General features: G+C 60.5%; 10 protein-coding genes. 8 read left to right on the forward strand and 2 right to left on the reverse strand.

From position 1 onward, the window contains the following. Nucleotides 1-45 precede the first annotated feature (45 nt). Nucleotides 46-798, reverse strand: a complete 753-nt coding sequence (locus CXY70_RS15255) for a dienelactone hydrolase family protein (protein WP_104193169.1) — start codon at nt 796-798, stop codon at nt 46-48. A gap of 156 nt (nt 799-954) precedes the next feature. Between CXY70_RS15255 and CXY70_RS15260 the strand changes: the two genes are divergently transcribed. The 6 genes from CXY70_RS15260 to CXY70_RS15285 all read left to right on the forward strand — a co-directional run bounded on the left by CXY70_RS15260 (nt 955) and on the right by CXY70_RS15285 (nt 6,461). Beyond that, on the forward strand, nt 955-1,488 hold the full coding sequence (locus CXY70_RS15260) for a DUF488 family protein (protein ID WP_104193170.1): 534 nt from the start codon (nt 955-957) through the stop codon (nt 1,486-1,488). A 91-nt stretch (nt 1,489-1,579) separates the two neighbouring features. Beyond that, nucleotides 1,580-1,789, forward strand: a complete 210-nt coding sequence (locus tag CXY70_RS15265; RefSeq protein WP_104193171.1) for a DUF2945 domain-containing protein — start codon at nt 1,580-1,582, stop codon at nt 1,787-1,789. 358 nt (nt 1,790-2,147) lie between these two features. Next, on the forward strand, nt 2,148-4,559 hold the full coding sequence (locus tag CXY70_RS15270) for a nitric-oxide reductase large subunit (RefSeq protein ID WP_233205958.1): 2,412 nt from the start codon (nt 2,148-2,150) through the stop codon (nt 4,557-4,559). Next, entirely contained in the window at nt 4,559-5,323 is a 765-nt protein-coding gene (locus CXY70_RS15275) for a hypothetical protein (protein WP_104193173.1), read from the forward strand. Before CXY70_RS15270 ends, CXY70_RS15275 begins: the two co-directional genes overlap by 1 nt. Beyond that, nucleotides 5,323-6,195: a slipin family protein gene (locus CXY70_RS15280; protein WP_104193174.1), complete on the forward strand. Its 873-nt coding sequence runs from the start codon at nt 5,323-5,325 to the stop codon at nt 6,193-6,195. Before CXY70_RS15275 ends, CXY70_RS15280 begins: the two co-directional genes overlap by 1 nt. Then, nucleotides 6,192-6,461, forward strand: a complete 270-nt coding sequence (locus tag CXY70_RS15285; protein WP_104193175.1) for a hypothetical protein — start codon at nt 6,192-6,194, stop codon at nt 6,459-6,461. Before CXY70_RS15280 ends, CXY70_RS15285 begins: the two co-directional genes overlap by 4 nt. 64 nt (nt 6,462-6,525) lie before the next feature. Here CXY70_RS15285 and CXY70_RS15290 read toward each other — a convergent pair whose 3' ends face one another. After that, complete coding sequence (locus CXY70_RS15290) at nt 6,526-7,854, reverse strand: OFA family MFS transporter (protein ID WP_104193176.1); 1,329 nt, start codon at nt 7,852-7,854, stop codon at nt 6,526-6,528. Between the two features lie 711 nt (nt 7,855-8,565). On the opposite strand from CXY70_RS15290, the gene CXY70_RS15295 reads away from it, so the two are divergent. Together CXY70_RS15295 and CXY70_RS15300 are read left to right on the forward strand one after the other, a co-directional pair. Then, nucleotides 8,566-10,860 carry an FdhF/YdeP family oxidoreductase gene (locus tag CXY70_RS15295; protein WP_104193177.1) on the forward strand — a complete coding sequence of 765 codons (2,295 nt, stop codon included), beginning with the start codon at nt 8,566-8,568 and terminating at the stop codon, nt 10,858-10,860. 389 nt (nt 10,861-11,249) lie between these two features. Further along, nucleotides 11,250-11,495, forward strand: coding sequence for a hypothetical protein (locus CXY70_RS15300; RefSeq protein WP_104193178.1), 246 nt, complete (start codon nt 11,250-11,252; stop codon nt 11,493-11,495). Nucleotides 11,496-11,822: the final 327 nt, after the last annotated feature.

The raw sequence follows: 11,822 nt of genomic DNA on the forward strand, positions 1-11,822 counted from the left end.
TCCGTCCCCATGTCACGCCCCGGGTATCGACGATTGTGGCGGTCTTTACGGAAATGGATGGTTGGCCTGGTGTAAATGGGTTTTCAGGAAAAGGGCTGTTTGCTCGAATGCGTCTGCTGCCTCGTCTGCGGCGTGGCGCGGAAGGTCCGGGTCCAGGGCGAAGCCGTGGCGGACTTTGGGATAAACCATCACCGCGGATTGCGTGGCGCTGTTGGTTAGGACTTCGCGCATCCGTTGAATGTCACGGGCGGGGGTACTGGCGTCTTGGCCGGCATATATGCCTAGCCAAGGTGCTTTGAGCACGCGTGCCGCATCGATTCCGCTGAGGACACCAGGCCAGCGCGGAGAAGCCAAGTTGCCGCCGTAGAAGGTGACTGCGGCATCGATATGCAATGTTGCTGCCGCCCACAAGGCGAGGGTGCCTCCCATGGAGAACCCAATTACCGCTATTTTCTGTGCTCCCTGGGCACGAATCCAGGCCTTTGCGCTCTCGATGTCAAGTATGAGCCCCGCTCTCGTGAGGGTGTTGTGGTATCGGCGGGCTTGTGCGAATTTCCCACTGGTGACGACGGGGTCTGCGATGCGGTGGTAAAGGTGCGGCGCTGCGGTGATGTAACCGCAATCGGCCAGGCGGACGACGAGATCGGCAACTGGCGTGGAGAGGCCCCAGATTTCGTGAAGCACGATGACTCCAGCCCGTGCCACGCTGGCTGGCACTGACACTGTCAGTGGGACACCACCATCCCCGGCAGTTTCAATCGCGCGCGAATGGTCGAAACGATGCGGGATCGGTTGCATGCTTTCTCCGTTCGTTCAAGAACTCCCTTGGGCAGCGGTGTTATCAGGGATATCCGCGCCTGGCTCGTGTGAACCGGCGGGCTGGAGCGAGGAAGCTTCGTCACTGATCAGGTTAGCGACGGCGTCACGCTTCCGCACGTGCGGTTCAATGGGAGCATGGCTGGAACCTGTGTGTACACGATCGGGCACTCGACTCACCCCATTGATGAGTTCGTTGGAATGTTGAAAGCCCGGAGCATCGAACGACTCATCGACGTGCGCACCGTTCCGGGGTCTCGTCACAACCCACAATTTGGGGAGCACGAACTTACCGTGAGCATGCCGAAAGCAGCTATCGATTATCAACGACTCTCCAAGCTTGGCGGATTACGGCACACCCCGGCGTCCGAAGAATCTATCAACGGAGCGTGGCGCAACAAAAGCTTTCGCAACTATGCGGACTACATGCAAACGCCCGAGTTCGTTGCCGGTATCGACGAGTTGATGGCGCTGGCGAGGACGCAGACTGTGGCGGTCATGTGTGCTGAGGCCGTGCCCTGGCGTTGTCACCGATCACTGATCGGGGACGCGTTGTTGGCTCGGGGCTTTCAGGTTGCCGACATCATGAGCCTGACCTCGACCAAGCCGCACACCCTGACCAGCTTTGCCAAGGTCGATGGTGATCGCGTCTGGTACCCACCGGAAGAGTGATCGATAAGGGGACAAATCCAGATCGGGTCGACGGAGTGCTGCGAATATGGTGGAGAGATTCGGCAACAGTGTGGCAGCGGAAGGTACACCTATGATGAAAAAATTCTCAGTCGACGATCACGTGCGCTGGAACTCCGAGGTCGGTCATGTGCACGGCACCATCACGAAGATTCATACGAAGGACGTAAAATTCAAAGGCCGCATTCGCCGTTGCAGTCTTGATGATCCGCAGTACGAGATCACGAGCGACACGACCGACCATGTCGCGATGCATAAGGGCGAGGCACTGACGAAAATCTAGCCGTGCGCGGCAACCGAGTGGATACCAACGCGAACGCGCAAACGTCCTATACCTGCGGGCAGCGCGGCGGGCATCGATCAGCGCCGCCTCGACGTGCTAGCTGGCTGGGAAGGCTTTTTTGGGAAGAGCGGGCCCGTTGACGGCGGACCGCGCCGATGGGATTGCGCACGCGTATGCGGAACTTCAGATTCAGGTCGTCAGCTATTTGTAACGGCCGATCCGAAGCGAAACCCATTAAAAAGCAATTTGATTCTTTTATTTCCACTAGCCTCAAAGCACGGCTATGACCCGTCTGGGGAGCCGTGAGGCAAGAGGGAAGGTTCCCCGCGTGGTTCGAATTCGAGCAAAAGCAAAACAGGTGCGATCTGAGTTGATGGTCTCCAAGGGGTGGATCCAGGGGGTGGCCTTGGTGATGGTCTTTGGTTTTGCCGTCATGGGTTTTCTCGCATTGAGGACCTACACCGATTCGATGCCCCAGCCGAAACAGGTGGTCGACTCGCAGGGTGAGGTTGTTTTCACGGGCGCTGAGATCACTGATGGGCAGCAGACGTTCGCCGGTCGCGGACTGCAGCAGTACGGCTCGATCATGGGTCACGGCGGGTACCTGGGACCGGATTACACCGCCGACTATCTGCGTCGCTCGGCCGAGTTCGTGCTGGAGGCCCTCACCGCTTCGGGTGTGCAGGACCCGCAGGGCGAACTGGTCGAGATGATGCGCACCAACCGCTACGACGCCACCTCGGGTGACCTGATCTTTACCGACCTGCAGATCGCCGCCTTTGAGGACATCACTCAGCACTACGCTGAGTATTTCGGTTCTCCGACCACGCAATACGGGCTCATTCCCAACGTCATCACCGACCCGGCGGAGGTGCACGAGCTCACGGCTTTCTTTGCTTGGACGGCCTGGGCATCCGCTGCCGAACGGCCGGGACACGACTATTCCTACTCGAATAACTGGCCAGCGGAACCGCTCGTTGACAATGCGCCCACCGCCGACATCATCGTCTGGAGTGCGCTCTCGCTGATATCCCTGCTGGTCGCCCTCGGCGCGCTTTTTGGCTTGTACGGTCGGTGGAGCAAGAAAATGGGCTGGCAGCACGGGGAAGAGACCCCAGCGTTGTCATTCCGGCAGCCGGGCGAGGTGAAGGTGACCCCGGCGCAGTCCGCCACAGCCTGGTTCTTCTTTGTCGTCGCACTGATGTTCCTCGCTCAGGCGTTTCTCGGGGCTGCCATCGAGCACTACCGGGCCGACCTATCCAGCTTCTTCGGTATCGACCTCGCGCAGATTCTGCCGTTCAATCTTGCGCGCACCTGGCATGTGCAGCTCTCGTTGTTGTGGACGGCCGCGTCGTTCCTCGCCGCTGGTATTTTTCTCGCGCCATACATCTCCGGGCGCGAACCGAAGCGCCAGCACTGGCTTGCCTATGGGTTGCTTGGCGCGCTCGCTGTCGTTATCGCGGGCTCCTTCGTCGGCGAGGCGATGAGTGTTTTCGGTGTCGAAGCGGCTAAGGACTCGATCTTCTGGGGTATGCAGTGGGAGTACATTGACCTGCCGAAGGTGTGGCAGGGGATGCTCGTTGTTGGCCTGACGCTGTGGATCGTGATTATCTACCGTGGTATTCGGGCTCGGCTCAAGTCAGAGCACCGTTTCAACTTGCCATGGCTGTTTTTCTATTCGGGCCTCGCGATTCCCGCGTTCTACGCGGTGGGTATGCTGGCCGGCACCGAGGTGCACCTCAGCGTGGCTGAATTCTGGCGTTTCTGGGTCGTGCATCTCTGGGTTGAGGACTTCCTGGAATTGTTCACGACCGTCATGGTCGCGTACATCTTCGTGATGCTCGGCGTCGTACGGCACAAAATTGCTATGCAGATCATTCTGCTCGACGTTATTCTCTACTCCGCCGGCGGAATCCTTGGCACCATGCATCACCTGTATTTCTCGGGAACCCCGGTAGAGCACATGGCGCTGGGGGCGTTCTTTTCCGCCCTCGAAGTGATTCCGCTGACCTTCCTGACCATCGAGGCGTGGAGTTTTCTGCAGCTCGGGTCGCGGCAGGAGTCCCGCAGCTCGGCCCCGTTCCCTCACCGCTGGGCGGTCATGTTCCTCGTGGCGGTCGGGTTCTGGAACTTCCTCGGCGCGGGGATTTTTGGATTCCTGATCAATTTGCCGATCATTTCGTACTACGAGATCGGTACGGCCCTCACGGCCAACCATGCCCATGCCGCCATGATGGGTGTCTACGGGATGCTCGGGGTCGGCTTGGCTCTGTTCGCCTTGCGTTATCTGATTCCAGCGAACCGCTGGCCCGATCGGCTGGCAAAATTGTCGTTCTGGTGCCTCAACCTCGGGCTGGCGTGGATGACGTTCGCGACCCTGCTGCCGCTCGGTGTCATTCAACTGTGGCATTCCATCAACGACGGGTACTTCGAGGCGCGCAGCCTGAACTTCATCACCGAACCCGGTAATGCCGTGCTTGAGTGGCTGCGGTTGCCCGGTGACGTACTCTTCATCGTCGGCGGTGTTATGCCGTTTGTTTGGATCGCATGGCTCGGCGTGCGCTACCGCATCAAGGGCAGTACCCAGGATGTACCCATGGAGGCGCTGTTTGTGGAAGCGCAGCCGGCGGCATCCGTCTCGGCGTACCGTGCCGAACCGACGATCGAAGACGGGTCCCCGGCCGGAAGCACGAGCGGATACGCCTCGGACAACCGATCGGCCACCGAATCAAACACCGACGATGGTACCCGCCCGGTGGACGGCTCCTGATGGGGGCCATCGATTCGGAGGTCTGGTTCGCGCTCACCTACGGCGGATTTCTGCTGATGGTGGCGCACATCCTCGACCTTCTCGCGCGGCGGACCGCTACCAAGACGACCGCCGCGCGGTCGGGGGGCTTCACCTACCACGAAGACCACGACGCCTGGAAATGCTCGGAAGACCAGTGGCTGTGGCCGATCTCCTTCGACCCGGACAACCGGGTGACGCGCTATCAGGCTAGTGCGACCGTGTGCAATCCGTGCCCGGTGAAAGACACCTGCACGACCTCGGACACCGGCCGTCAGGTTGCCCGCAACATCGACCCCTGGCCGAGTTCGGAGGCGGAGCGATTCCACCGGGGAATCGCCTGCGTCGTGGTAGTACTCGGCCTGGTCTGGCCGCTAGCCACGATGCTGCAACAGCGCACCGGGGTTGAACTCGTGATCCTGGGGGCGGCAGCTGTCACCATCGCCGTGTGTAGCTGGCCGCTCTGGTCGCACCTGCGGCGCAGCCCGGCCGGGTTTCCCGCACACCTGCGCCACGAAGGTCTCGACGAGAGTGTCGCCACTCGGGAAGCCGGCCGCCTCAGGGAAGTCGCCCGCGGCTACGGCAACATCAGAAAAACCGGTCCGAGACAGGTTCCCGGCCCCGCCAAAACGACAGGAGACACCGTGCATTCACCGTATTCCACCCACTGGACCGAACGGGAAGCGGAAGCCGACCCCGGCCTACCCGGCGCGGCCACCGCCGGGACCCGAGAGAAAAATCGCTGATGGCGTGGCTGATTGTGCTCCTGATCGTGCTCGGCCTGGTATTGATCTGGTTCGCGGCCTCGTTCAAGGTCTTGCAGGAATACGAACGGGGCGTCACTTTTCGATTTGGGCGGTTGCGTCCAATTCGCCAGCCCGGAGTGCAGATCGTCTTCCTCGGGATCGACACCATGGTCCGCGTCGATCTGCGCATCGTGACGCTCACGATTCCGCCGCAGGACGTCATCACCAAGGACAACGTACCCGCCCGGGTTAATGCGGTCGTGCTGTTCCAGGTCACCGACCCGGTTCGGTCGGTGATGGGAGTGGAAAACCACGCTGTTGCTACCTCGCAGATGGCGCAGACCACACTGCGGTCCGTCGTCGGGCGTGCCGACCTCGACACCCTGCTGGCGCACCGCGCCGATCTCAACGAGGATCTCGCCCGCAACATCAACGCCCAGACCGAACCGTGGGGCGTTCAGGTCAAGGTCGTCGAGATCAAGGATGTGGAGATCCCGCAGGCGATGCAGCGGGCGATGGCCCGCGAGGCAGAAGCCGAGCGGGAGCGTCGCGCGAAGATCATCAACGCACACGGTGAGTTGCAGGCCTCGGAGGAACTCGGTCAAGCAGCCGAGATCCTCAGCCGCAACCCGGCGTCGTTGCAGCTGCGCTATTTGCAGACGCTGCTCGAGCTCGGAGCCGACCATAACTCCACGGTGGTCTTCCCGCTGCCGATGGATATCATCGGGCCGTTCCTGAATAAGATCCCGCGGTGGCTCGACAAGCAGGCGGCCACCGGGTCTCTGCCGACTGCCGGCAGTGTCCCGGCGCCCGCGGCGGCACCGGCCTCCCCGCCGGTTGCCGTTCCCGTTCCGGAAGGGAGTTACTCATGAGTGAGGTCCTGCGGGAGAAGAACCGCACCGGCTCGACCGCGCACCGCACCCGGTGCATCCGACTGATGCTCGTTGGATCGTTCATCGGCTTGTTCACGCCGATCCTGGGTTTTCTTATCGGCACGATCGTGCGGGCCGACGTGACAGTTGGCGGACTGGAGCCGCTGCTGTTCTGGATGCTCATCGGCATGTTTGTCGGCATGGCCGGAACAGGCGTCGCCATTCTGGGTGCCCTGCAATGGGTCTCCGGCAAACGATGCGCCTGATCTTGCGCGACAGAGTGGCAGTGGTGCCGGGTGTGCCCGACACCACTGCCACTCTTCACTCCTTTTAGCTGACAACCCTCGGTAGTTCGTCTACCGCGCTTCCGGCGGGTGACTTCAACGCGTCACCCTTTGGTCGCGGCATTTTAGTGATGATGGGGACGATCACCGACATCAGGGCAATAATGCCCATGACGGTGTAGCCCAGCGTGTAGTCCTTGTCCGCGCCGATAAGGGCGGCGATGATTGGCGAGCCGATGATCCCGCCGAGGCTCCACCCGATGATCATGAGTCCGTAGATCGCACCAGCGTGTTTGACTCCGAAGAAGTCGCCCGCCGTTGCAGGCATCGTGCCGAACCCGCCCCCGAAGCAAAGGTAGACGATGGCGGCGAGGACGAAGAACAGCACGGCGTTGCTGGCGTGGGGGATGACCAGCAAACAGACACCCTGCAAGCCGAGCATCAGACCGAATGTCGTCATCCGACCGGTCTTCCCAGAAACCCACGCCCAAAAGACACGGCCACCTCCATTGAACAGCGCCAGCACTCCGACGAGCGCTGCAGCACCACCGATGCTATAACCGGCGATGTCGATCGCACTCGAGTTGGCCTGGGCGACCAACGCAATACCGACGGTGACGTTAAGGGTGAGAATTGCCGCCAGAAAGTACCACTGCGGTGTCCGTAGGGCCTCTTTTTCGGTGAACTGCTTGTAGCTGTCGTGCGCCTTGCCTGTTGACGCAGACACCCACCCCGGCACCGTGTATCCGGCTGGTGGGTTACGGAAAAACGCCGCGCCAATCAGCGCGAGCACGAGGTAACTGATACCGAGAGGCAGAAAAGCTCGGTTTGGTTCCGTCGGAGTCATGGCGATCAGCCACTGGGCGATGGGCGCGGTCAGGACCGCACCAAATCCGAAGCCGGCGACCGCGAGTCCGGTAATGAGACCGCGCTTGTCGGGGAACCACTTCTGCAACATTGCAATCGGCACGATGTACGCCAAGCCGAGGCCGAACCCGCTGATGACTCCGTAGCCGAGGATCAGGAGCCACAGCTGGGTGTTGTCATGCGAGAGAGCAAACGACGCAAGGATGCATCCGAAACCGTAGATGATGCCGCCGCTAAGCGCCACCGGCCGCGGCCCCTTCTTGTCCTGGATCCTCCCACCAATGTAGCTGCCGATGAAAATCATGCCAATTGTCACGGTAAACGGCAGAGAGGCTTCCGGATTGGTGAGCCCCATAGCGTCCGGGCTTTGCAACGCTGAGCTGAACACACTCCACGCGTAGACGGCGCCAATCGAGAACTGCAGCAACAGCGCTGCGATCACAATCCCCCACCGTCCCGCCGTCGGTTTTTTTGTCGTTGCACCGATCACAGTGGCTGATGAATACATAGTTCTACCCTTCTGATGGTTTTGAATAAGTCCCCCATGAGAACACTTATGGCGCACGGCCCATCACTAGCCCGGCTCTGCGCAACCGCGACCGCAACTACATTCCCGCCAACGTTTCTTCTGGCGTCGCCAGTTCTGCGGCGCAGGAGACTGGAGCCAATACGGCGGCCGGCATCGGTCTGGCGGCGGGCGCCACAAGAAGTCGTGGCGTAGGAGTTAAGCTCCAGACGCGGATTTCGGGACACCAATGGCCAGCGTGACATTTAGGACGCTATAGGTGTTCAGCCGCTCTCAGACGGCTTCTTTCACGAGTAACGAATCGTTACGCTAAGCAGGCGACTTTTCGTCGAGTCGTTACCCACTCACCTTTTTAGTCTTATCACCTAACTGAGAGCTTCGCAAATGTTCGGTCCCGACCTGAAGGAGACAAGAACCATTTTCACTATGTCTGCAGATAGTCACGCGCCCGAATCCCCTAGGCCGCAGGCGGGTCCCGGCAGCGCCCACCACTGTCGATCCCGATCTGCTCCGATCCAGGTAAAGAAATTAGCAGGCCCGCAGGATATGCGGCCCTATCATGCGCACTCTGTGACGCGGAAAGCTCTTTTAAATAACAGATGTCCGAAAACAATGTATGTCCATATCGTCGAAAATCTTTTTTCACGGGGTTTCATTGTTTCGGCGATTATTTTTTGGGGGCAGGATAGAAGTATGAAACGTGCAGCACCGGTAAAAGACATCAACGAAGCTAATCTCATCGTCAAGAAACCCAGAACTCACGCAGCGGGCGTCGAAGCCGTCGTGGTGGCGCTGGACCGCGGCATCGCTCAGGCCGGACTGTCCCGCACAGCCCGCTCCTTGCTTCGACTCAATCAACGTGACGGGACCGACTGCCCTGGATGCGCGTGGCCGGAATCCCAGGGGCACCGCAAGACAGCGGAATTCTGCGAGAACGGTGCCAAGGCCGTGGCCGAGGAGAGCACCACGCGCACGGTGGGTCCCGATTTCTGGGCGGAGCATTCCGTCGAGGAGCTGGCGACCAAGACCGAGTACTGGCTGGGCAACCAAGGCCGTATCACGCACCCTGTGGTCATCCGTCCCGGTGACACGCACTATTCTCAAATCAGCTGGGACGACGCCTTCGAGCTCGTCGGGCAGAAAATTCGCGAAAGCACTCCGCAGCGCACGGTGTTCTACACCTCGGGTCGCACGGCGAACGAGTCAGCGTTCATGTACCAGCTCTTTGCCCGGTCGATTGGCACCAACAACCTGCCGGACTGTTCAAACATGTGCCATGAATCCTCTGGGTCGGCGCTGAACCCCACGATCGGTATCGGCAAGGGCACGGTGTCGCTTGACGATATCCACCAGGCCGAGCTCATCTTCGTTGTCGGACAGAACCCCGGCACAAACCATCCCCGCATGCTCTCGGCATTGGCCGCATGCAAGGATAATGGCGGAAAAATCGTCGCCGTGAACCCCCTCCCCGAAGCCGGTCTGTTCAACTTCAAGGACCCGCAGACCCCCACCGGGCTGATCGGAACCGGCACGAACCTCGCCGACGAATTTCTGCAGATCAAGGTCGGGGCCGACCTGGCCCTGTTCCAGGCACTGGGGCATCTCCTGCTTGAGGAAGAAGAGCGCGTTCCGGGCTCGGTCGTGGATCACGCTTTCATCGCCGAGAACACCGATGGGATCGACGCTTACCGGGCCGCCCGCAAGACTATCGACTGGGAGCAGACCGAAGCTGCCACCGGTCTTTCCCGTCTGCAAATCGCGACCGTCGCCCAGATGCTGGTCGCTTCCAAAGCCACCATCATCTGCTGGGCGCTCGGCCTTACGCAGCAGCCGCACTCGGTAAACACGCTCAAGGAGATCATCAATCTGCTCCTGCTCCAAGGGAATTTCGGCAAGCCCGGCGCTGGAGCGTGCCCAGTGCGGGGGCACTCCAATGTGCAGGGCGACCGCACTATGGGCGTCTGGGAGAAGCCGCAGGAACCAATGCTCGCGGCCCTCGACAAAGAATTCTCAATTGAATCTCCACGCGAACATGGCCTCGACTCAGTCGACACCGTGGACGCGTTCGAGAAGAACAATGTTGACGTCTTCATCTCCATGGGCGGAAACTTCGCGTTGGCGTGCTCGGACACCGATCTACTCGAAGCAGCGATGCAGCGCGTAGGCCTGACAGTGAGCGTGTCGACCAAGCCCAACCGGTCGCACGTCCGCCACGGCCTGACCTCATTGATTTTGCCGACCCTTGGCCGAACGGACACGGACGACAAACATCCTGGTGGCCGTCAGGTGCTCAGCGTCGAAGACTCCATGTCCGTTGTGCGCACCACCCAGGGGCGCCTGAAGCCGGTCTCTGAGCACATGCTGGCCGAACCTGTGATCATCGCTCGCATGGCTAACGCCACCCTCGGCGCCGACCACGTCATCGACTGGAAGGCTATGGCCGAGGACTACGACGTCATCCGTGACCACATCTCCCGGGTGCTGCCAGGTTTCGCCAACTTCAACGCCCGGCTCAAGACCAAAAACGGCTTTGTATTGCCGAACCCACCGCGCGATACCCGTAGCTTCAAGACCGACATTGGCCTGGCCCGCTTCACGGTGAGCCCGCTGGAATATCTCACCCCGCCGGTCGGCCACCTGATCTTGCAGACCATGCGCAGCCACGACCAGTACAACACGACGTTCTACGGCCTCGACGACCGCTACCGCGGTATCTCCAACGGTCGCCGGGTGATTCTCATCAACGCCGAGGATGCAGCGCAGATGGGGTTTTCCGATCGTGCGCCGGTCGACGTGATTAGTACCTTCCAAGGCGCCGAGCGCCGCGCGGATGACTTTCGTCTCGTGTTCTACCCGACTCCGCGCGGCTGTGCGGCGGCGTACTTCCCCGAGGCCAACGCGTTGATGCACCGCGAGCTTGTGGCGCGGGAATCAAACACCCCCGGCTACAAGGCTATGGCGGTGCGCTTTGTGGCTCGTGCCGAGTAATCTTTTCCGCTGAGCTAACCGACTGAACCGGCCGTTCCAACCGCAAGGGTGGGCGGCCGTGTTCGTTTCATGCGCTGGCGGTGATGGCGGGCGCGTAAACCATGCCTTCCACGCTGTGAGTACTGCTGCGACCCAGAAGAGCTCTACCCGCCACGACTCCTCGAGCGAATGACTCGACGCCAGCGAAACGCCGGCTATTTCAGCTATCGGTACGTGCCTCCCCGCCACGATGAGACCACCAGGAGCGCTCCGGCCGGCGCAGCACACTGGCCAGTCGCGAATTCAAGGACTACCGTGGTTTGTCTACAGGCTGATGAACGTCGCGCCTAGATCGTCCAGTCTTTGACGCGCGCAAACCCAATGCTCCAGTCCAAAGAGGAGAAGACAGAATGACCCACGAAAACGAAACCCAAGACGAACCCGTTCAAGACCAACATTCCCAACCGGATGACGCCAAGGCGGCAGGGATTCTGATGCAACAAGAAGCCGACCTGGCGGGTCATGACGAGGCGCTCGTTCTAAACGCTCTACATCAGCGCTTTACGGACAGCGGATTACACATCGACGAGGACACGCTCCACGCTCATGCGCATCGCATCGCCAGCCTCACACCGAATGATTTTTCGAAAAAGTAAACGTGCTGCCACCGCTTAATTCTTAGTGACAGCGGGCCACGCACACTGCGCGTGGCCCTTATTGTTCGGGTGGCGGGCGTGGCGTCGGGATATTCGCGGGGTGACGAGTTTTCGGGGTTTTGCGGCGGGCTCCGCACGCTTTTCGCGGAGCTTACCGGAACAACCGAATGTTTCAGCTGAGGAGCGAGTGTTCCGTCGCCCCGCCGGAGTTTAGACCTCCTCCCAACCGACCCTCAAGACCTTCGGGTTAACGCAGGAAAGCCATCCCGTGAGGGATGGCTTTCCTGGTGTTTCTAAGTTAAGTCCGGCGGTGTCCTACTCTCCCAC

The sequence above is a fragment of the Cryobacterium sp. Y82 genome (genome assembly GCF_002929495.1).
In the GTDB taxonomy this organism is placed as follows: Bacteria; Actinomycetota; Actinomycetes; order Actinomycetales; family Microbacteriaceae; genus Cryobacterium; species Cryobacterium serini.

Excerpts from the sequence above, each read along its gene's own strand:
- CXY70_RS15255 (WP_104193169.1), bottom strand. The coding sequence starts at position 798 with ATGCAACCGATCCCGCATCGTTTCGACCATTCGCGCGCGATTGAAACT.
- CXY70_RS15260 (WP_104193170.1), top strand. The coding sequence starts at position 955 with ATGGCTGGAACCTGTGTGTACACGATCGGGCACTCGACTCACCCCATT.
- CXY70_RS15265 (WP_104193171.1), top strand. The coding sequence starts at position 1,580 with ATGATGAAAAAATTCTCAGTCGACGATCACGTGCGCTGGAACTCCGAG.
- CXY70_RS15275 (WP_104193173.1), top strand. The coding sequence starts at position 4,559 with ATGGGGGCCATCGATTCGGAGGTCTGGTTCGCGCTCACCTACGGCGGA.
- CXY70_RS15280 (WP_104193174.1), top strand. The coding sequence starts at position 5,323 with ATGGCGTGGCTGATTGTGCTCCTGATCGTGCTCGGCCTGGTATTGATC.
- CXY70_RS15285 (WP_104193175.1), top strand. The coding sequence starts at position 6,192 with ATGAGTGAGGTCCTGCGGGAGAAGAACCGCACCGGCTCGACCGCGCAC.
- CXY70_RS15290 (WP_104193176.1), bottom strand. The coding sequence starts at position 7,854 with ATGTATTCATCAGCCACTGTGATCGGTGCAACGACAAAAAAACCGACG.
- CXY70_RS15295 (WP_104193177.1), top strand. The coding sequence starts at position 8,566 with ATGAAACGTGCAGCACCGGTAAAAGACATCAACGAAGCTAATCTCATC.
- CXY70_RS15300 (WP_104193178.1), top strand. The coding sequence starts at position 11,250 with ATGACCCACGAAAACGAAACCCAAGACGAACCCGTTCAAGACCAACAT.